20 protein-coding genes are annotated in these 21511 nt (G+C 56.5%); 8 read left to right on the forward strand and 12 right to left on the reverse strand.

What is annotated here, in order from left to right; all coding sequences use genetic code 11:
* The first annotated feature begins 32 nt into the window (after positions 1–32).
* The 3 genes from RSE16_10495 to RSE16_10505 are packed head-to-tail and all read left to right on the forward strand — an operon-like array spanning position 33 to position 3064.
* Complete coding sequence (locus RSE16_10495) at positions 33–473, forward strand: MarR family transcriptional regulator (protein WRH75136.1); 441 nt, start codon at positions 33–35, stop codon at positions 471–473.
* Positions 466–1527: an HlyD family secretion protein gene (locus RSE16_10500; protein ID WRH75137.1), complete on the forward strand. Its 1062-nt coding sequence runs from the start codon at positions 466–468 to the stop codon at positions 1525–1527. The genes RSE16_10495 and RSE16_10500 overlap by 8 nt, the downstream gene beginning before the upstream one ends.
* Positions 1502–3064, forward strand: coding sequence for a DHA2 family efflux MFS transporter permease subunit (locus RSE16_10505; GenBank protein WRH75138.1), 1563 nt, complete (start codon positions 1502–1504; stop codon positions 3062–3064). The genes RSE16_10500 and RSE16_10505 overlap by 26 nt, the downstream gene beginning before the upstream one ends.
* A 7-nt stretch (positions 3065–3071) precedes the next feature.
* Here RSE16_10505 and serB read toward each other — a convergent pair whose 3' ends face one another.
* Positions 3072–3980, reverse strand: coding sequence for a phosphoserine phosphatase SerB (gene serB, locus RSE16_10510; GenBank protein ID WRH75139.1), 909 nt, complete (start codon positions 3978–3980; stop codon positions 3072–3074).
* On the opposite strand from serB, the gene miaA reads away from it, so the two are divergent.
* From miaA to RSE16_10535, 5 genes are all read left to right on the forward strand, one after another.
* On the forward strand, positions 3979–4902 hold the full coding sequence (miaA, locus tag RSE16_10515; protein ID WRH75140.1) for a tRNA (adenosine(37)-N6)-dimethylallyltransferase MiaA: 924 nt from the start codon (positions 3979–3981) through the stop codon (positions 4900–4902). The genes serB and miaA overlap by 2 nt on opposite strands.
* An 83-nt stretch (positions 4903–4985) precedes the next feature.
* Complete coding sequence (locus RSE16_10520; protein WRH75141.1) at positions 4986–6746, forward strand: acetolactate synthase 3 large subunit; 1761 nt, start codon at positions 4986–4988, stop codon at positions 6744–6746.
* Positions 6747–6748: 2 nt separating this feature from the next.
* On the forward strand, positions 6749–7264 hold the full coding sequence (ilvN, locus tag RSE16_10525) for an acetolactate synthase small subunit (protein ID WRH75142.1): 516 nt from the start codon (positions 6749–6751) through the stop codon (positions 7262–7264).
* Between the two features lie 105 nt (positions 7265–7369).
* Positions 7370–8389, forward strand: a complete 1020-nt coding sequence (gene ilvC / locus RSE16_10530; GenBank protein ID WRH75143.1) for a ketol-acid reductoisomerase — start codon at positions 7370–7372, stop codon at positions 8387–8389.
* 77 nt (positions 8390–8466) lie between these two features.
* Positions 8467–9081 (forward strand): YceI family protein, encoded by a 615-nt coding sequence (locus RSE16_10535; protein ID WRH75144.1) that lies wholly within the window; start codon positions 8467–8469, stop codon positions 9079–9081.
* A gap of 44 nt (positions 9082–9125) precedes the next feature.
* Here the strand turns inward: RSE16_10535 and RSE16_10540 are convergent, their stop codons facing one another.
* The 11 genes from RSE16_10540 to RSE16_10590 all read right to left on the reverse strand — a co-directional run bounded on the left by RSE16_10540 (position 9126) and on the right by RSE16_10590 (position 21505).
* Positions 9126–10103 (reverse strand): nitronate monooxygenase family protein, encoded by a 978-nt coding sequence (locus tag RSE16_10540; GenBank protein ID WRH75145.1) that lies wholly within the window; start codon positions 10101–10103, stop codon positions 9126–9128.
* Between the two features lie 97 nt (positions 10104–10200).
* Positions 10201–11868 carry a 2-isopropylmalate synthase gene (gene leuA / locus RSE16_10545; GenBank protein ID WRH75146.1) on the reverse strand — a complete coding sequence of 556 codons (1668 nt, stop codon included), beginning with the start codon at positions 11866–11868 and terminating at the stop codon, positions 10201–10203.
* A 206-nt stretch (positions 11869–12074) separates the two neighbouring features.
* On the reverse strand, positions 12075–12368 hold the full coding sequence (locus RSE16_10550; protein WRH75147.1) for a DUF1467 family protein: 294 nt from the start codon (positions 12366–12368) through the stop codon (positions 12075–12077).
* On the reverse strand, positions 12365–14008 hold the full coding sequence (locus RSE16_10555; protein ID WRH75148.1) for a ribonuclease J: 1644 nt from the start codon (positions 14006–14008) through the stop codon (positions 12365–12367). Before RSE16_10555 ends, RSE16_10550 begins: the two co-directional genes overlap by 4 nt.
* Entirely contained in the window at positions 14005–14793 is a 789-nt protein-coding gene (locus RSE16_10560; protein WRH75149.1) for a type III pantothenate kinase, read from the reverse strand. The genes RSE16_10555 and RSE16_10560 overlap by 4 nt, the downstream gene beginning before the upstream one ends.
* A gap of 15 nt (positions 14794–14808) precedes the next feature.
* Positions 14809–15528, reverse strand: coding sequence for a biotin--[acetyl-CoA-carboxylase] ligase (locus RSE16_10565; protein ID WRH77345.1), 720 nt, complete (start codon positions 15526–15528; stop codon positions 14809–14811).
* Complete coding sequence (gene nuoN / locus RSE16_10570; GenBank protein ID WRH75150.1) at positions 15522–16964, reverse strand: NADH-quinone oxidoreductase subunit NuoN; 1443 nt, start codon at positions 16962–16964, stop codon at positions 15522–15524. Before nuoN ends, RSE16_10565 begins: the two co-directional genes overlap by 7 nt.
* Positions 16964–18535, reverse strand: a complete 1572-nt coding sequence (locus RSE16_10575) for an NADH-quinone oxidoreductase subunit M (GenBank protein ID WRH75151.1) — start codon at positions 18533–18535, stop codon at positions 16964–16966. Before RSE16_10575 ends, nuoN begins: the two co-directional genes overlap by 1 nt.
* The gene (gene nuoL / locus RSE16_10580) at positions 18535–20577 is read right to left on the reverse strand and encodes an NADH-quinone oxidoreductase subunit L (GenBank protein ID WRH75152.1); all 2043 of its coding nucleotides are present in this window, start codon (positions 20575–20577) and stop codon (positions 18535–18537) included. Before nuoL ends, RSE16_10575 begins: the two co-directional genes overlap by 1 nt.
* A gap of 8 nt (positions 20578–20585) precedes the next feature.
* Positions 20586–20888 (reverse strand): NADH-quinone oxidoreductase subunit NuoK, encoded by a 303-nt coding sequence (gene nuoK / locus RSE16_10585; GenBank protein ID WRH77346.1) that lies wholly within the window; start codon positions 20886–20888, stop codon positions 20586–20588.
* 2 nt (positions 20889–20890) lie between these two features.
* Positions 20891–21505 (reverse strand): NADH-quinone oxidoreductase subunit J, encoded by a 615-nt coding sequence (locus tag RSE16_10590; GenBank protein WRH75153.1) that lies wholly within the window; start codon positions 21503–21505, stop codon positions 20891–20893.
* Positions 21506–21511 lie beyond the last annotated feature (6 nt).

Genomic DNA, 21511 nt, shown 5'->3' on the forward strand with positions numbered 1-21511 from the left:
ATATAATAAGCATTGCTATTATATCGTTTGCTATGAGTGAAGATCTTGGTTTTCTGATCGGCGACACCGCGCGACTGATGCGGCGTTCATTCGACGAACGTGTCCGAACCCAGGGCATGACCCGCGCGCAGTGGCGCGTGCTGGGGTTGTTGTTGCGCTTTGGCGGCAGCACCCAGGTAACCCTTGCCGAAATGATGGACGTAGAACCTATCACCGCGGCGCGAATGATCGATAGGCTGCAAGAGGCGGGTCTGGTCGAGCGCCGCGCAGACCCTGCGGACCGGCGTGCCTGGCGTATCCACCTCACCGAAAAAGGCGAATCGAAACTCGAAGAACTGCGCCCGACCGCCCTTTCGCTGTATGACGATGCAGTCAGCGGGCTGAACCAGACGCAGCAGGCAGAGCTGGAAACAATGCTAAATATCATACGATCGAATCTGACACGCAAATCTGCGGAGACCACCCATGGCTGAGGCTGACGCACGGATCGAAAGCATGGCACAGGCGGAAACAGGTCAAACGGACAAGCCGATGCGCAAATGGCTGCGCCTTGCATTGCTGCTGTCGCTGCCTTTGGTGCTGCTTGTCGGCGGAATCGTCTACTATCTTGCCAATGACCATTATGTTTCAACCGACAATGCCTATGTGCAGCAGGAAAAGGTTTCGGTTGCATCTGAAATTGGCGGCCGCATTGTCGAAGTTGCGGTAAGCGAAAACCAGCATGTCGTTGCAGGCGACCTTCTGTTCCGCATCGATCCAGAACCGTTCCGTATTGCGGTCGCACAGGCAGAGGCCTCGATTGCCGCTGCTCAGGTGAAGGTCATCACGATGCAGACCGATCTTGGCAACAGCAGCGTCGATATTGACAGTGCGCGCGAAGATGTCGCCTTTTATACCGAGGAATTCAAACGCCAATCGGCGTTGATGGAGCGCGGTTTTACGACCAAGGCACGTATGCAGGCCGCTGAACATGCCTTATCCGAAGCGCGCAGCCGGCTTGCCCGCGCCGAAGGCGATGCCCGCATGGCCCGCGCAGCACTGACCACAGGCGCTGCTGCACCGGGTATCAATCCCGGCGTTCTTTCGGGCCAAGTGCAGCGGGATAAGGCGCTGTTCGATCTTGGCAAAGCAGAAGTCCGCGCCCCTGCCAGCGGCATAGTAAGCCAGGCGGAACGTCTGCAATTCGGTCAAATGATGGTGCAGGGCTTGCCTGCGCTTACTATTGTCACCGATGGCAATGGATGGGTTGAGGCCAATTTCAAGGAGACCGATCTCGCCAAAATGCGGGTCGGCCAGCCTGCCGAGCTCCGTTTCGATGCCTATCCCGATTTGAAATTGAAAGGCCGCGTTGCCAGCATCGGTGCAGGAACAGGATCGGAATTTTCTGTGCTGCCCGCACAAAATGCCAGCGGCAACTGGGTCAAAGTCACCCAGCGCGTCCCCGTGCGCATCGAGATCATAGGAAAATCAAGGCGGCAAATGATAGCCGGACTGTCTGCGCATGTCCGCATCGACACCAGCAAATAATCTGCCTCAGCCGGGCACGGCTGCCCTGCCTGTCAAGCATCGCGGGTTGCTGACGCTTGCCGTGATGGGCGCATCAATTGTCCAGATCCTCGATTCAACAATCGCCAATGTAGCCATCCCGCACATGCAGACCAGCCTAGGCGCATCGATCGACAGCGTCACTTGGGTACTCACCAGCTACATTCTTGCAACCGCTGTGACCATGCCTGCTGCGGGCTGGCTATCCGACAGGGTCGGCTCGCGGCGGCTGTTCCTATTTGCCGTTGCAGGCTTCATCGTTGCATCCATGCTCTGCGGCATTGCAACCAACCTGACGCAGATGGTCCTATTCCGTGTTTTTCAGGGAATTTGCGCAGCCTTTATTGGCCCGCTTTCGCAAACCATTTTGCTCGACATCAATCCCCCTGAACGCGCGCCCAAGGCGATGCAGATCTGGGGCATGGGAATTATGATTGCCCCGATTTTCGGGCCTATGATCGGAGGCTGGCTGACCGAAAGCTACAATTGGCGCTGGGTATTTTTTATCAACCTTCCGATTGGAATACCGACGCTGCTGATCCTCTGGTGGCTACTGCCCTCGCGCAAGATTACCGACCGGAAACTTGATGTTTTCGGTTTCGCAATGCTTGCGCTCGCGCTCGCCTCGCTGCAACTGATGCTTGACCGGGGACAGCATGAAGACTGGTTCGAAAGTTGGGAAATCATCATCGAACTGGGTGTAGCGATCGCCGCTTTCTGGATGTTCGTCGTCCACAGCATGACACGCAAAAACCCGCTATTTGATCCGGCTGTGATCGGGAACAGCAACTTTCTGACGGCGATGATGTTTGCGGCGCTCATCGGACTAATGATGATCGGCACCTTCGCCCTCCTGCCGCCAATGCTGCAGACTATCTACGGCTATTCCGTGATCGACACCGGCGTCTTGCTGGGCCCGCGCGGCGGCGGCATATTGATTGGAATGGTAGTGGCCGGACGCCTGATCAACCATCTCGACATCCGCTGGATCATCTTCATCGGATTTGCACTTGTGGCTGCGTCGATGTGGATGATGACAGGCTGGACCTTGGAGATGGGCGGATACGAGATCGTAACCGCCGGTCTTGTACAGGGGGTTGGCATGGGAATTACCTTCATGCCCACAAATGTCGTCGCCTTTTCAAAGATCCCCCTGTCTATGCGGACTGATGCGTCCAGCGTTCTTTATCTGGCACGCAGCCTCGGCGGCAGTCTGGGCATTTCAATCAGCGTGACAATGTTGACCCGGAGCATGCAGATCAACCATGAAGAACTGGGCAGCCATATCACTTCCTCCAGCTTTGGTATCATCGACCCTGCAACGGCGGATCGCTGGGGCGGGTTGGGCGATGTTGCCTTGCGGATCATAGACATGGAGATCAACCGACAGGCTGCCATGATCGCCTATCTCAGCGATTTCCAGTTGTTGTTCTATATCGTTCTGGCAATCATGCCGCTCGTGCTGCTGGTGAAACCGGTCAATCCATCTGCGCCCCTGCCACCGCCGTCAGACCATTAACATCGGCTCAGCCACTCCATCGGCTGCGCGGCACGCCCTGAATATATAACAGCGCGGTAAGATCATTGTGCCGAATGGCAAAGTTCGCCTTGGCCTCAAGCGCCGGCTTTGCATGATAGCTGGCGCCAATTCCGCCGCCCGCAATCGCCGCCTCGATCATCGGTAAATCATTGGCACCATCACCGACTGCAAGGATGTGGCCGGGGTTGATGCCAAGCCTCGCTGATGCAGCAAGCAATTGCCGCGCTTTTTCCGCAGCATCGACAATCGAACCCGTTACCGTGCCGTCAAGCAAGTCGCCCGAGATGCCAAGCCGGTTGGCAGCCATGCTGTCAAAACCTGCAATATTGGCCACTGCCGCGACAAAGTCGGTGAACCCACCAGAAACCAGCAGGCCATGGGCACCCCAACCGCGCATGGTGGCCAGCAATTCGGCAGCGCCGGGCGTCAATCGCACCCTATCATCGATGCACTGCGTTATGTTGTCCCGGTGCAAGCCTTTTAAAAGCGCGACGCGGGCACGCAATGCACCCTCAAAATCAAGCTCCCCTTGCATCGCGCGTTCTGTAATCTCGGCAATCTCGGCCTTGATCCCGGCATAATCGGCCAGTTCGTCGATGCACTCGACCGTGATGATGGTGCTGTCCATATCGGAAACGAGCAACATCTTGCGGCGTGCAGCAACAGGCTGAACCGCAATATCTGCGGCGGTTTCCATGGGGCTTAACGCGGTACGTCCGCCTGTAAGCTCGCCTTCAAAGCCAATATCAGCAGCATGATCGGCATCGAGCCATTCAGGATCAACGGGCTCAAGCCCAGCCTCACGCAGACGGTCAGCTGCTTCAGAAAGCATGCCATGGTTCAGGCGATCTGCCGCTATCAGTGTGGCGACATTTGTGGAAGAAGCTGCGGGCATGACGAATCCGATGAAGAGGCTGGGCGTTATTGCCGGTCCTACAGCAAGCGGCAAGACCGCATTGGCATTGCGACTGGCCCAGCGCCACGCTGTGACGATCATCAATGCCGATAGTGCGCAAGTCTATGCCCACTTGCCCGTTCTGAGTGCACAACCGACAGCTGCCGAAATGGCGCAAGTCCCGCACCGGCTGTTCGGGTATCTTGATGGGCGCATTACCTGCTCGGCCGCGCAATGGGCAGCAGACGCCAAGACGGAAATTGCCCTGGCATGGGATCAAGGCCGTTTACCGCTGCTGGTCGGCGGGACGGGCCTTTACCTTCGAACTTTGCTGGATGGCATTGCCCCCATCCCCGAAATTGATGCCGATATACGCGCTCATGTCCGCCAAATGACCCTTACCGAGGCTCGTGAAGCGCTTGCCGCTGAAGATGCATCCTCGCTGGCACGCCTTTCCGGCAATGATGACAGCAGAATAAAACGTGCGTTAGAGGTAGTCCGTGCCACCGGGCGGAGCATCCTTGCCTGGCGTGAAGCGAAAAGTGGGGGCATTGCGGCAGAGGTTGATCTTTCGGCGTTGGTCCTGCTTCCGCCGCGTGATTGGCTTCACGAACGTTGCGACAGGCGCTTTACCGCCATGATGGACGGTGGCGCAGTCGCAGAGGTGGACGCATTGCTCAAATATGATCTTCCCGCCGACGCACCGGTGCTGCGGGCAATCGGTGTGCCCGAAATTGCAGCGATGCTGCGCGGTCATATTGACCGCGACGAAGCGGTTGTGCGTGGTCAGGCTGCAACTCGCCAATATGCAAAACGGCAATATACCTGGTTCCGCAATCAACCTCCGGATGATTGGACGCGGCATGAAGAGGCATTTAATGACTCTAAAATCGAACAAATTGAAAGATTATTACGTATTTAAGGGTTGACATGCCATTTTCTAATCCGTAACGAGCCCGCTCTTGCCAACCTTGCTGCGTCGCAACATAGGTCAGCTTCTTCTGGATGAAGGATGGTTTTGTGCCCGAAAAAAGCGGCGCCGACATATTGATCGAAGCCCTGCTCGCGCAGGGTGTGGACACCGTTTTCGGATATCCCGGCGGCGCTGTGCTGCCCATTTATGATGCGCTTTTCCAGCATTCAAAAATCCGGCACGTCCTCGTCCGCCACGAAGCCGGCGCTGCCCATGCAGCAGAGGGCTATGCGCGCTCGACCGGAAAACCGGGCGTCGTTCTTGTCACATCCGGCCCCGGTGCTACAAACGCCGTCACCGGCATCGCCGATGCATTCATGGACTCTATCCCCTTGGTCATCCTTACCGGCCAGGTTGCAACCAACCTGATCGGCTCCGATGCTTTCCAGGAAGCCGACACCATCGGCATCACGCGGCATTGTACCAAGCATAATTATCTCGTCAAAGATCCTGCCGAATTGGGAACGGTCGTTGCCGAGGCTTTCCATATCGCAATGCACGGTCGCCCTGGCCCTGTCGTCATCGACATTCCCAAAAATGTGCAGGTGGCCAGCGCGGAATTTGATCGGCACAGCCAAAAGGTTCCGCAACGTTACCAACCCCCAGGCGATGCTGATTTCGCCGCAGTTACGCAGGCGGTTGAATTGCTCGCCAAGGCAAAGGCGCCGATTTTTTACACCGGCGGGGGCGTCATCAATTCCGGGCCAGATGCTAGCGTTGCTCTTCGTGAACTTGCCGCCCTTGCGGGAGTTCCTGTCACATCGACCCTGATGGGCCTTGGTGCATTTCCGGCATCTGATCCGGCTTGGCTTGGCATGCTCGGCATGCACGGCACATATGAAGCCAATATGGCTATGAACCAGTGCGACGTCATGGTCTGCCTCGGCGCCCGTTTTGATGATCGTGTGACAGGTCGGCTCGACGCATTCTCGCCAAACAGCATCAAGATCCATGTCGATATCGATCGCAGTTCGATCAACAAGACAGTGCGCGTCGACCTGCCCATCGTTGCCGATGTCGGCAAGACGATCCGCCAGATGATCACCGTCTGGAACAGCCGCAAATTGCAGGGCGCAGATCTCTCTGAATGGTGGGCGCGCATTAAAGGCTGGCGGTCGGTCGGATCGCTGAACTATCCATCAAGCGACGCCGAGATCATGCCGCAATTTGCGATCGAGCGGCTTTACCACGCCACAAAGGACCGGGCACCGGTAATCACCACCGAAGTCGGCCAGCACCAGATGTGGGCGGCGCAGCATTTCCATTTTCAGGACCCCAATAAATGGCTGACCAGTGGTGGGCTTGGCACGATGGGCTATGGCTTGCCTGCGGCGATCGGCGCACAAATGGGCAACCCCGACGCGCTTGTCATTGATATCGCTGGCGAAGCTTCTATCCAGATGAACATCCAGGAAATGGGTACGGCCACGCAATATCGCCTTCCGGTCAAGGTGTTCATCCTCAACAATGAATGGATGGGCATGGTGCGCCAATGGCAGCAATTGACCTATGAAAGCCGCTATTCGGAAAGCTATTCTGACAGCCTACCCGATTTCGTTGCGCTGGCAGAGGCTTATGGCTGGAAAGGCATACGCTGCGATGATCCGGCAAAGCTGGATGATGCCATCGCGGAAATGCTCGCTTACAACGGCCCGGTCATGTTCGACTGCCGTGTGGCCAAGACTGCCAATTGCTTTCCGATGATCCCCAGCGGCGCTGCCCACACCGAAATGATCCTCCATTCAGATGAGGTTTCGGGCACGATGGATGATGAAGCAAAGGCATTGGTGTAATCATGCGGATCAAGCAGGAAATAGCCGAACGGCATGTGCTAACGCTCACTGTCGACAATGAGGCGGGCACGCTGGCGCGTATCGCCGGCATGTTCACAGCACGTGGCTATAACATTGACAGCCTTACTGTGGCGGACATTACCGAAGACCATAAGGTGAGCCGTATCACGATCGTCACCAAGGGCCCGCCGCAAATGATCGAGCAGATCATCGCGCAGTGCGAGCGCCTGATTCCCGTTCATAAGGTCACCGACCTCACCGATGCCGGCCCACATGTCGAACGCGAACTCGCACTCGTCAAGGTTTCAGGAACCGGCGACAAGCGGGTGGAGGCCATGCGCCTTGCCGATATATATCGAGCGCGCGTGATCGATGCGACGGTTTCCAGCTTCATCTTCGAAATCACAGGCGGACCGGACAAGATCGACACTTTCGTCGCGCTTATGCGAGAAGTCGGGCTCGTCGAAGTCGGCCGCACCGGGATTGTCGGGCTCATGCGTGGAGCCAATGCGAGTTAGATTGAAAACTAAACCATAGTGCTGAGCCTGTCGAAGCACGTCCTGCCGCGAAGCGCCCATCGACAAGCTCGGGATCGCGGTGTTTGAATAAGGGAAAGCGAGAACATGAAGGTTTATTACGACGCCGATTGCGACCTTGGACTGATCAAGGACAAAAAGGTCGCCATTGTCGGCTATGGCAGCCAGGGCCATGCCCATGCTCAAAATCTGCGCGACAGTGGCGTCAAGGAAGTCGCAATTGCGCTTCGTCCCGGCTCGGCCACTGCAGCCAAGGCTGAAGGTGCAGGCTTCAAGGTCCTCGCCAATGCCGAAGCAGCGGCATGGGCCGATGTGGTAATGATCCTTGCTCCCGATGAACATCAGGCAGCGATTTACGCGGACGATCTGCACGCCAATATGAAGCAGGGTGCCGCTCTGGCCTTTGCCCATGGCCTCAACATCCATTTCGGCCTTATCGAGCCCCGCGCCGATCTCGACGTGATCATGATCGCACCGAAAGGTCCGGGCCATACCGTGCGCAGCGAATATCAAAAAGGCGGCGGCGTGCCCTGCCTGATCGCTGTCGACAAGGACGTATCGGGCAATGCCCATGACGTTGCGCTTGCCTATGCAAGCGCTGTCGGCGGCGGCCGTTCGGGCATCATTGAAACCAACTTCCGCGAAGAATGCGAAACCGACCTCTTCGGTGAGCAGGCCGTGCTCTGCGGCGGCATCACCCACCTTATTCAAGCCGGTTTCGAAACACTGGTGGAGGCTGGCTATGCGCCTGAAATGGCCTATTTTGAATGCCTCCACGAAACCAAGCTGATCGTCGATCTTCTCTATGAAGGCGGCATTGCCAATATGCGCTATTCGATCTCGAACACCGCTGAATATGGTGACATCACCACCGGTCCGCGCATCATCACCGAAGAAACCAAGTGGGAAATGAAGCGTGTTCTTGAAGACATTCAGTCAGGCCGCTTCGTCAAGAATTTCGTGCTCGACAACCGCGCCGGCCAGCCCGAACTGAAAGCTGCGCGCAAAGCTGCGGCTGCGCATCCCATCGAGGAAACAGGTGCTCGCCTGCGTGCGATGATGCCTTGGATCGCCAAGAACAAGCTGGTCGACAAGGCGAAGAACTAATCATCCTGTCGCAACGGGATTGACATGCAAAGGGATGCAGCAACACTGCTGCATCCCTTTTTATTTGGAGCCTTACGATGCGCAAAGCCCTGCTAGTCCTGCCCCTGATTCTTGCTGTCCCACTTTTCGCGCAGCAGGATAAACCAACTCTGCCCGGCATTGCCGATGCCGCACGGGTAGCCGCAGGCACCTACGCCGTCGATGCAAACCACAGCCAGATAAACTGGCAGGTCAATCATTTTGGCTTTAATGATTATTTCGGCCTGTTTGGCGATGTGAAGGGGACGTTGCAAATCGACCCGGCAAATCTTTCTGCCGCCAAGGTCGATGTGACCATCCCCATCGCCTCGGTCGCGACATCAAGTCAAGGGCTGACCGATCATCTAAAGACGGCAGACTTTTTCAACGTCGCCACTTACGAAAGCGCCCGGTTCGTCTCGACGAATGTGATGGTCGATGGACAGAAAGCGACGATCAAAGGCGACCTGACCATGCTTGGCGTGACCAAGCCCATCGAGTTAGAAGCCCGCTTTGAAGGGGCTGGCGCCAATCCGATGAACAAGAAGCAAACGATCGGCTTTCACGCCGTGTCCACGCTTCGCAGAAGCGACTGGGGCATGAGCAAATATGTGCCGATGGTGGGCGATGACGTGAAACTGCGGATCAGTGTCGCTTTTGAGAAGCAGAATTGATCAAATGATTTGGCCCCCCGACACAGCGAGGGGGGCCCATATGCTTACCAGCCCCGGTGGTAGATAGCGTCGAGCCGCGCCTTGGCTTCGCGATATTCCGCCTCAAGCCGGTCAACCATTTCCGCCACCGATTGCACGTTCTTGATCGCACCAATGCCCTGACCGGAACCCCAGATATCCTTCCAGGCCTTTTTCTCGGTATTGCCACCTGATCCGAAGTCCATTGTCGAATAATCGCCCTTCGGAAGATTTTGGGGGTCCAGACCAGCTGCACGGATCGACGGCGCAAGGTAATTGCCGTGAACGCCGGTAAACAGGTCCGAATAAACGATATCGGATGCCACCCCTTCGATAATGCCCTGCTTGTAACCTTCGACTGCATTGGCTTCTTTGGTCGCAATAAAAGCACTGCCCATATAACCAAAGTCGGCGCCCATCGCCTGCGCACCAAGGATGGAAGCGCCATGGCCAATCGAGCCAGACAGCGCGATAGGGCCGTCAAACCACTCGCGGATCTCGCGCACCAGCGCAAAGGGAGAAGTGACGCCGGCATGGCCACCTGCACCGGCAGCAACGGGGATAAGCCCGTCGGCGCCTTTTTCGACGGCCTTGCGGGCAAAGCGATCATCGATCACGTCATGCAGCGTGATCCCGCCCCAAGCATGAACGGCCTGGTTCAGTTCCTCACGCGCACCCAAAGACGTAATCGTGATTGGCACCTGCCATTTGGCACAAGTGGCAATATCCGCCTCAAGCCGGTCATTCGATTTATGGACGATCTGGTTTACGGCATAGGGTGCTGCCGGACGATCGGGATTGTCCCTGTTATGCGCCGCCAATTCTTCGGTAATCTGGTGCAACCATTCGTCGAGCAGCGTCTGCGGTCGGGCATTGAGCGCCGGAAAACTGCCGACAATGCCGGCTTTACATTGTGCGATCACCAATTCCGGGCCGGACACAATGAACAGCGGCGATCCGATGAGCGGAAGGCGAAGATTGTCGAAAATCGGCGGTAAGGCCATGATGTGCGAATCCTTTTTAATCGATCGATTAAAGCCCGTTAACCCCGCTTTTAAAGGGCTGTCAAACTGGCGAAATTACTATCCCCTTGCCGTAGGGTCAGGCGCTGTTGATCGCGCTCAAAATCGCTCGGACGCTCGCGGTCGCAACGTCCTGACTGATTCCGGCACCGAACAATATCGGTCCGTCACCAATCCGGCATTCGACATAAGCCGCGGCGCGCGCGTCAGTACCGTGGCCAATCGCATGTTCGCTATAATCGATGATATGCAGGGGACCGCCGAGAGAAGGTTCCAGCGCATTGGCAAGGCTCGAAATCAGGCCGTTGCCGCGCCCGTTAACGGAGACTTCCTCGCCATCGATGCGCACCTTGCCAACAAACATCCGCTCATTCGATTGCCGCGTACTCTGGCTTTCCTGAAAGTCGATCAGGCGGAAACGGCCGTCACCCTTCAGGTGATAACGGCTTTCAAACGCGCCCCAAATATCAGTCGCCGTTAACTCGCGGCCGGTTGTATCGGAAAGTTCCTGCACTGTGGTCGAGAAATTGGCTTGCATGCGCTTCGGCAACTTCAGTCCATAATCCTGCTCCAATACCCAGGCAACACCACCTTTGCCGCTTTGCGAATTGACGCGGATCACCGCTTCATAGCTGCGGCCAAGATCGGCAGGATCAATTGGCAGATAGGGAACGCGCCAATACTCATCATTCTGCCGTTCCTGTGCAGAAAAACCCTTCTTGATCGCGTCCTGATGACTTCCCGAAAAGGCGGTGAACACCAGTTCGCCGGCATAGGGGTGGCGCGGATGCACCGGCAACTGGTTGCAATATTCGACCGTCTGGATCACCTCATCGATATCGCTGAAATCCAGGCCAGGGTGTAATCCTTGCGTGTACATGTTGAGCGCGACAGTGACCAAATCGACATTGCCGGTACGCTCGCCATTGCCGAACAGACATCCTTCGACACGGTCCCCCCCCGCCAACAGGCCAAGTTCGGTTGCAGCGATACCGGTGCCCCGGTCATTATGCGTATGCAGACTGATCACGACGCTATCGCGATTCGGGATGTGCCGCGCAAAATATTCGATCTGATCGGCATAGATGTTGGGCAGCGATGCCTCGACCGTTGCCGGCAGATTGAAGATAATCGGCTTGTCCCGCGTCGGCTGCAAAACGTCCATAACGGCGGCACATACCTCGATGCTAAAATCGATTTCGGCCGTCGAAAATGTTTCGGGGCTGTACTCAAAATGCCAATCCGTCTGCGGATATTTTGCCGCCTGTTCGGCAAGGATATTTGCGCCTTCGATCGCGATTGCCTTCACACCAGCCTGATCAAGGCCGAAAACAATTTCCCGCCATGCCGGGCTGACGGCATTATAAAGATGAACGATCGCTTTTTTCGCGCCCGCCATAGCTTCGAACGTCTTTTCGATAAGATCACGTCGTGATTGGGTCAGGCTCTGTATCGTAACATCGTCCGGAATACGGCCGCTATCGACCAGATTGCGGATGAAATCGAAATCGGTCGCGCCGCTACTCGGAAAACCGACCTCAATTTCTTTGATGCCGACTTTCAGCAAGAGATCAAAAAAGCGCGTCTTTTTCTCTGCCCCCATAGGATCGATCAACGCCTGATTGCCATCGCGTAGGTCAGTAGAAAGCCAGCGCGGCGCCTTATCTATGGTCCTGTCGGGCCATTGGCGGTTGGGCAGGTCAATTTGTGGGAAAGGCCGGTATTTGCGGCTGGGGTCATTCAACATGCTATGCTCTCAAATGCTTCTGGTCAGGCGGGGCCCGAAAGTTTTTTGGCTGGTCAAAAGGCCCTTAGGCGGTGGCCCGGCATGGCCGAGCAACATTGCGCGCCTAAGGGCGCGTAAGTCGGATAAGAAGCGAGAGAGCAAAAAGCGCTTTCATAATGTCGCCGCTTTTTCACACAAAATTGCGTGCGTCCAGCGAAAAGCGAAATTTATCCGGTCGGGCTGTTCTGCGACACTGGCGGATTGATGATGAAGTCGAAACTATGGCGATCAACCCAGCCATAAATGTAATTTACGTAAAACAGTCCAAACAGAACCGCCGACAAGCCGGTCGTGCGCAGCAGGATCAAGCCGGGGCGAAAATTGCCCGGCGCGCTGTCCGCTTGCCCTGGCGTCTTTTCAAGACCCAGTTCCTCATGGGTGCGAATGCCAATTGGCATCACGACAAAGGCACTAAGCACCCAGAAAAGCAGGTAGATTGCTAATATTGATACCCAGTTCATGCCGTTTCCACCACCAACACTTCCACGATAGGTTTCTTACCTGTCCAACTAGTCGCTACACGGCGAACGGCAAGACGTAGATTCTCCCGTAGACTGACCAAATCTCCACGCCAGTCGCGTACTGCCTTTTCGGCTGCGCGACAGGCCTCATCAAGGAAATCGTCAATATCTTCCTCAATGGGAACACCTAACAACCGGATGACCGGCTCACCCAGCAGTTGGTTCTTGCTGCCTAGGGCAACCGCGACGCTTATTACACCATACCATGACAAGCGCCGGCGCTGGGCGATCGTCTCACCATTGGCGGCGATGATGGTATCGCCATCAAGCACAAGCCGACCGGTTCTTTCGCGGCAGAGAATTTCAGGGCCACGTGGCGCAAGCCGAACGACGTCGCCATTTGACTGGACAATGGCCTTGGAGATGCCCTGCTGCAAACCAAAACGCGCCTGCTCCGCCATGTGCCTGCGCTCGCCATGGACAGGAACCAGAATTTCAGGGCGCACCCATTCATAAAGTTTCGCAAGTTCGCTGCGGCCGGGATGGCCCGAGACATGCACATGCGCCTGTTTCTCGGTGACCATTATAATGTTCCGCCGGGCAAGCTGGTTCATCACATGGCCGATCGCCATTTCATTGCCGGGAATCTGCTTGGAAGAGAATATCACCGTGTCGCCTTCTTCCAGCTTCACAGGATGGTTTCCTTCGGCGATCCGGCCAAGCGCAGCTCTTGCCTCGCCCTGACCACCCGTCGCTACAACCATCACCTGATTGCGCGGAAATGCATCAACCGCGTCCATATCAACCAGTTCGGGCAAATCCTTCAGATAACCGGTGGCCTGTGATGCTTCGACAACGCGGTGAAGCGAACGCCCGGCGAAACAAAGCTTGCGGCCGCTTTCGCGGGCCACATCAGCCAGTGTCTGCAACCGTGCCGTGTTAGAGGCGAAAGTGGTAACGACCACCCTACCCCGCGCACCGGTCACATGCTTCAGCAGGTCCGCATGTACGCTTGCCTCGCTGCCGCTTTCCTTATCGTTGAAGACGTTGGTCGAATCGCAGACCATCGCCAGCACGCCCTCGTCACCAATTCCGGTCAGCGTTGCTGCACTTGCCGGCTCGCCAATCACGGGGTTCTCGTCCAGCTTCCAGTCGCCGGTATGGAAAACACGGCCATGCGGCGTATCAATAACAAGCGCGCTCATCTCTAGGATCGAGTGCGCCAACGGCACAAACCGGATGTTGAACGGTCCAAGGTCGATCATGCCCTCCATCGGGACGACGTGCAGATCCACCTCGTTGGTGAGCCCTTGTTCAACAAGCTTTCCACGCACCAGTTCAGCAGTAAAGGGCGTCGCGTAAAGCGGGACACCAAGATCAGCCGCAAGATATGGCACGGCGCCGATATGATCTTCATGGCCATGCGTCAGGACGATGCCAAGCAAGTCCTTCTTACGCTCTTCGATAAACTCAAGGTCGGGCATGATCAAATCAATGCCTGGATAATCTTCATGGCCAAAGGTGACGCCAAGGTCGACCATCAGCCATTTGCCATTGCAGCCGTAAAGATTGGCATTCATTCCAATCTCGTCCGACCCGCCAAGGGCAAGGAAAAGCAATTCGTTTTTGGGAGTTGTCATGCCCCGCCTTCGCGGTTTGCGTAGAGATTAGCAAGCCCGCGCAGGGTGAGATCAGGCTCAACTCGGTCGAAAAGATGGCTGTGCTGTTGAAACAGCGCAGCAAGGCCGCCTGTAGCAATCACCTTTACCGGCTTTCCGATCTCTTGCTTCATGCGCGACAGTAGCCCTTCGATAAGCCCGACATAGCCGAAATAGATTCCGATCTGCATTTGCCCGACCGTATCACGACCGATTACGCTGGCGGTTGGCGGCGGTTCGATGGCGATGCGTGGCAGCATGGCGGCGGCATTATAGAGCGCATCTAGCGACAAATTGATCCCCGGCGCGATACTACCGCCCAGATAGGAGCCGTCGGCACCGATATGATCGAAGGTTGTGGCCGTTCCAAAGCTGATGACAATCTTGTCGGTTTCCGGCTCCAGCGCCTGCGCGGCAATGGCGTTGACCGCGCGATCCGCCCCTAGAGCGCGCGGTTCGTCCACTTTTAGCGCAATTCCCCAGTTGACCGGTTCCCTTCCCGCAACGAGCGCATCAATGCCGAAATATTTCTGGCTGAGAACCTGCAGATTGTGCAGCGCCCGCGGGACAACCGTAGCGATGATCATCGCCTTTACGTCGCTGCGCGCATGGCCCTCCATGCGAAGCAACTGATCGAGCCAGACCGCATATTCGTCGGCAGTTCGACGGGCGTCTGTGGCAATGCGCCATCGTTGCACGATGTTGCCACCATCATCGACCAAAGCGAATTTGACGTTGGTATTGCCATTGTCGACAGCGAGAAGCATCGTTCTAAACCTTCGTCAGATAAGGAAGATATCGGCGGCGTGAATGGCACGGATTTCACCATCCGCCAAGCGCAGCTTGAGCGCACCATCATCTGCCAGCCCCGCAAACAAACCCTCCAGGCAATCACCATCTGGCAGGTTCACCCTCAGTGCAGAACCCTGTCGGTGCGCGGCGCTTTCCCATGCGCGCAGCAGATTGCTCAAAGGCTGCTGGCGCCATTGCAAAAGCCTGCGCGCAAGATTGTCCGCCAATATCTCACAAACCGCCTGTGCATCGGGCGGATTGGCACCTCGGCTGGACAGATCGGCGGTTGGCCTATCGGGCAATAGCGGGTGGTTAAAAAGATTGATGCCAAAACCAGCGATAATTGCATCGTTCGCCCGTTCAAGCAAAATGCCGCACAATTTCGCGCCATCGGCGGTCAATATGTCATTCGGCCATTTGATCTGCACCGGAATATCCGGAGCCGCGGAAGCCACCGTATCAAAAGCGGCAAGTGCGGCGACGAAAGCCAGACTCGCCGGTGCCGGATCCGAAACGCTAATACGAATGATCGTGCTGGCATAGAGATTGCCGACGGGGCTCTCCCATTGCCGCCCCATGCGACCGCGGCCGCCATCCTGCCGATCTGCGCGCAACCAAAGCCCCTCGGGCGCACCAAGTGCGGCACGGGCGAGCAAATCGGCGTTGGTCGAGCCTGTCAGCGCGACCTGCTCGATCAGTCCGGTCAGAATAGAGTTCCCGCTGCCTTTGCCGCGACGACACCCAAGGGGACGATCGCGAAATAACCGAGCGGCGATACCGCAAGTGCAAGCACTCCTCCGGTCACGCTCAACATTTTGTCATCAGCATCCGCAACATTGTCAGCCGCTTCGTCAAAATACATGACCTTGACGACCTTGAGATAGTAGAACGCGCCAATGACCGAGGCGGCAACGCCAATCACGGCCAACGGGAATAGGCCAGCAGCAATGGCGGCATTAAAAACCAGCAGCTTCGGCCAGAAACCGAAGAGTGGGGGAATGCCGGCAAGGCTGAACATGAACACAGCGAACGCGGCTGCGAGCATCGGCTGGGTTTTCGAAAGCCCGGCAATATCCGCCAATCCTTCCTTCATCTCACCATCGCGGCCTTTAAGCTGCATCAAGCAGATGAAACCGCCCAGCGTCATCACGACGTAGACGACAAGGTATACCAACATCGCGGCAACGCCGTCTTCGGTCGCGGCGGCAAGGCCGATCAAAAGGAAGCCAACATTGTTGATCGAGCTATAGGCAAGAAGACGTTTCAGGCTGTTTTGACCGATAGCACCGACTGCACCGATAATGATCGACATTAATGCGACCACCATGATGATCTGTTGCCAAGCCTGAACCTGGTTTCCAAAGGCTTCGATCGTGATGCGGATCAACAAAGCGCTAGCCGCAACCTTGGGCGCGCTGGCGAAGAAAGCCGTAACCGGCGTGGGTGCACCTTCATAAACGTCCGGCGTCCACATATGGAAAGGCGCGGCGCTGATCTTGAAGGCCAGGCCGGAAAGCACGAAGATCAAGCCAAAAAGTAGGCCCATCCCGATCTCTCCATCCATGGCAGTGCCGATGGTTTCGAAATCGGTCGACCCCGTAAATCCGTAGATGAGCGACATGCCAAACAGCAGGATGCCGCTGGCCAATGCGCCAAGCACGAAATATTTGAGGCCTGCTTCAGCCGAGCGGCCGTCATTGCGGGCAAAGCTGGCAAGCACATAAGCTGCAAGGCTTTGCAGCTCGAGTCCGATGTACAGCGTTACTAGATCGGTCGCCGAAACCATCACGCCCATGCCCACAGCGGACAATATCACAAGCACCGGATATTCACCGCGCATTGCGCCCATCTTCTCGAGCGCCCTGGGCGCAATCATCAACGCAATTGCTGCTGCGAAATAGATAAGGACTTTGGCGAAATTGCTGAACGCATCGGAGCGGTAAAGCCCTTCAAAAGCCTCGGCATCCGTGCCTGCGGCGAAGGCCTGCCCGGCAAAGACAGCCGCGCCAACCAGCGCCGCCACGGCAAGTACACTAACCAAGCGGCCGGCTTCATTGCGCCAGGCAGCAAGCAACAGCAGCGCAAGGCTCGAGAAGCTGAGGACCAGTTCCGGTCGTACCAGCGCAAGCGAAGTTGAAAGGTCCATTAGTGAGCGGCCCCCTCGGCCGATTTAGCATGTTCGCCGCCGTCATGCGCCTGAACGCGATATTTGGCAGTGGTCTTGTCATTTTCCTTGAGCTTGCTGTCGCCCGCAGGTGCTGCACGCTCTATCCGCTCCACAATCATCGCTACATCACGGCGGATCGGCGACAGAAAGCTTTCGGGATAAACGCCCATCCAGAGCACGACGGCAGCAATCGGAGCAAGCAGCCACATTTCACGCCGATCCAGATCGGACATCGCGGCGGCATCGGCATTCACCTGCTCACCAAATGCGATCCGGCGATAGAGATAGAGCATATAGCCCGCTCCCAATATGATTCCGGTGGTCGCGATCAAAGTGGCCCAGGTCGAAACCTTATATGCACCGGCCAGCGAGAGGAACTCGCCGACAAAGCCGCTTGTCCCTGGCAAGCCGACGCTCGCCATGGTGAACAGCATGAAGAACAGCGCATATTTCGGCATGTTCACCGACAGTCCGCCATAACGGCTGATTTCGCGGGTGTGCAGGCGGTCATAAATGACGCCAACGCAAAGGAACAGCGCGCCAGACACCAGGCCATGGCTGAGCATGACGATGATCGCACCTTCGATACCCTGTTGGTTGAAGGTGAACAGGCCGACGGTGACGATCGCCATGTGCGCGACCGACGAATAAGCGATCAGCTTTTTCATGTCTTCCTGCACCAGCGCAACTAGGCTCGTATAGACAACGGCTACCATCGAAAGGCCAAAAACCAGCCAGATGAACTGGGCGGACGCTTCCGGGAACATCGGCAGCGAGAAACGCAAAAAGCCGTAGCCACCCATCTTCAAAAGCACGCCGGCAAGGATAACCGAGCCGGCAGTCGGAGCCTGAACGTGTGCATCAGGCAGCCAGGTGTGGACGGGCCACATCGGCATTTTTACAGCGAAGGATGCAAAGAATGCGAGCCAAAGGATGGTCTGCGCCTCAGGCGGGAAATCGTAATTCAGCAGCGTCGGGATATCGGCAGTGCCAGCCTGTTGGATCATCCACAGCATCGCCAGCAGCATGAACACCGAACCGAGCAACGTGTAGAGGAAGAATTTGTAACTGGCGTAGATACGATCCTTACCACCCCAGATGCCGATGATCAGGTACATCGGTATCAGGCCAGCTTCGAACATGATGTAGAACAGCAGCAAATCCTGCGCCGCGAACACACCGATCATCAGCGTTTCCATCAGCAGGAAACTCGCCATGTAGAGACCGACACGTTCGGTAATCGCACGCCAGCTGGCGCCAATGCAGATCGGCATCAGGAACACCGAAAGCATGATGAGCATAAGCGAGATGCCATCAATGCCCAGTTTCCAGCCAATCGGGCCGAAAAGCATGGCCTTTTCAACAAACTGCCACTGCGCGCCCGCCGGATCATAGCTGGCCCACAACCAGATACCGAGCAGCAGGTTGAACAACGTTGCTGTCAGCGCGATGACACGCGCCATTTCCGCACGCATGAAAAGGCATGCCAGCGCGCCGACCATCGGCACGGCGAGCATGATCGAAAGAATGGGGATTTCTGCTGCGTTCATTACGCTTGCACCATAAGCCAGCTGATTGCAGCCACGAGACCGAGCAGCATCACCAGCGCATAAGTATAAAGATAGCCCGACTGCATGCGGACAGCGAGACGGCTCGTCAGGCTGACGGCAAAGGCCGAGCCATTGGGGCCAAAGCGATCGATAATGCCGACATCGCCACCCTTCCAGAACAGGCGCCCGAACCAGAAGGCCGGCTTGACGAAGATCAGGTTGTAGAGCTCGTCAAAATACCATTTGTTGAGGAAGAATTTGTAGAGCGGTTCGAAATGGCGCGCAACGCTAGCGGGCGCGGTTTCCGAACGGATATACATCATCCAGGCAGTGAACAGGCCAACCAACATGGCGACTGTCGACGCCAGTTTCACCCACAACGGCACATCATGCATGGCATGAATCAGATGCTCGTTAAAATAGAGCGTCGATGCAGCCCAGAAGGCCTTTCCGCCTTCTTCGGAATAGATGAAATCATATTTGAAAACATAGCCGGCAAAGATCGCGCCCAGCGTCAGAACGCCCAGCGGAACCAGCATCGGCCAGGGGCTTTCATGCGGATGATAGCCAGCGGTTCCATCGCTTGCGCCATGGCCCTCATGGCCATACCCATGATCATCATGCCCATGATGCGCGTCGTGGACGGCATGCTGGATATGCTCCGATTTTTCCCAACGCGGCTTTCCGAAAAAGGTCAGGAAGATAAGGCGCCAGCTATAAAAGCTGGTAAGCAAGGCTGCGAGCACACCGATGAAGAAGGCATAACCATGCCAGGGGGCAGTTGACGCGTAAGCGGCCTCGATAATGGCATCCTTCGAATGGAAACCGGCAAATCCGCCAATGCCGACAATGCCGACACCAGTGATTGCAAGCGTACCCATCGTCATCGCAAAGAAGGTCAGCGGTATATGTTTCCGCAGGCCGCCATAATAGCGCATATCCTGTTCATGGTGCATCGCATGGATCACCGAACCTGCGCCAAGGAACAGCAGAGCCTTGAAGAACGCATGGGTGAACAGGTGAAACATCGCCGCGCTATAGGCGCCGACACCCGCCGCAAAGAACATGTAGCCCAACTGCGAACAGGTTGAATAAGCAATCACGCGCTTAATGTCATTTTGGACCAAGCCAACGGTCGCAGCAAAAATCGCGGTCGTTGCGCCGACGACAGTGACAACGTTCAGTGCAAATTGGCTGGTCTCAAACAGCGGAGACAGGCGGCATACCATGAACACGCCGGCGGTGACCATCGTTGCCGCATGGATCAGGGCAGACACAGGCGTCGGGCCCTCCATCGCGTCCGGCAGCCATGTGTGCAGGCCGAGTTGCGCTGACTTGCCCATCGCACCGATGAACAACAAGATGCACAACAGGCTCATCGTATCGACGCGAAGACCGAGGAAGCCGATGCTTGATCCGGCCTTTTCGGGTGCGGCGGCAAGAATTTCAGGGATTGAAACGGTGCCGAACAGCCAGAACACGCCAAAAATGCCAAGCATGAAGCCGAGATCGCCGACGCGGTTGACGACGAACGCCTTGATCGCTGCGGCATTGGCGCTCGGCTTTTTATACCAGAAACCGATCAGCAGATAGGATGCAAGACCAACGCCTTCCCATCCGAAGAACATCTGGACGAGGTTGTTGGCGGTCACCAACATCAGCATGGCAAAGGTGAATAGCGAGAGATAGGCGAAGAAGCGCGGTTGATCCGGATCCTCTTCCATATAGCTCCAGCTATAAAGGTGGACGAGCGCCGAAACGGTCGTGATCACCACAAGCATCGTCGCGGTAAGGCTGTCGACGCGCAATGCCCAATCGAAGGTCAGCGTGCCCGATTGGACCCAAAGCATCACCGGCTCCACATAGGCCTTTTCATTGCCCGACAGAAACGCGATGAAAATGGGCCAGCTAAGGCCGCAGGCAAGGAACAGCCCGCCCGTAGTGACCAGCTTTGCTGCAGTCGCCCCAATGAAGCGCTGGCCCAGACCGGCGATCAGCGCGGCCAGAAGCGGCGCGAAAACGATGATTTCTATAGCCGACACTGGACCGGTTACCCCTTCATCCGGTTGACGTCGTCAACGGCAATGGTGCCGCGACCGCGGAAGTAAATGACAAGAATGGCAAGCCCAATGGCCGCCTCGCCAGCAGCAACGGTGAGCACAAACATCGCGAAAACCTGCCCGACCAGATCGCCGAGAAAGGCACTGAAAGCGACAAGGTTGATGTTCACCGACAACAGGATGAGTTCGATCGCCATCAGGATGATGATCACATTCTTACGGTTGAGAAAGATGCCAAGCACGCCCATCACGAAGAGGATCGAACTGACCACCAGATAATGTTCAATGCCGATGCTCACAGCTCTACCCCCTGCCCAACGGGCTGATTGACGTTGCGCGTCGCATCCTGCGGACGGCGCTTGTTCTGATCGGAGATATTCTGGACCAGCATATCCTTGCGCTGACGATGGGTCAGAACGATTGCACCCACCATCGCGACCAGAAGGATCAGGCCGGCAGTCTCGAACAGAAAGATATACTTGCTGTACAGCAGCGCGCCGATTGCCTCGATGTTTGACCGGTCGGCAGGCACGGCCGAGGCAATCGAAGTACCCAGTTCAACGGCACCGGCGCGATAGGCGCCAATGCCCAGCACCAGTTCGATAAGCAGCACGATCGCGAGCAACATGCCCAGCGGCAAGTTGCGCATGAAACCCGCCCGCAATTCGGCGAAATCGATGTCGAGCATCATGACGACAAAGAGGAACAGCACCGCAACCGCGCCGACATAGACGATGACCAAAAGCATCGCGATGAATTCCGCACCGACCAGCACCATCAGGCCAGCAGCATTGAAGAATGCAACAATCAGCCACAACACGCTATGTACGGGGTTACGCGCAAAGATCACCATCGCGGCAGATGCGATGAGGATCGCGGCAAAGATGTAAAAAGAGACGACCTGTATCACGACGCG

The organism is Sphingobium sp. (assembly GCA_035196065.1).
GTDB classification, from domain to species: Bacteria; Pseudomonadota; Alphaproteobacteria; order Sphingomonadales; family Sphingomonadaceae; genus Sphingorhabdus_B; species Sphingorhabdus_B rara.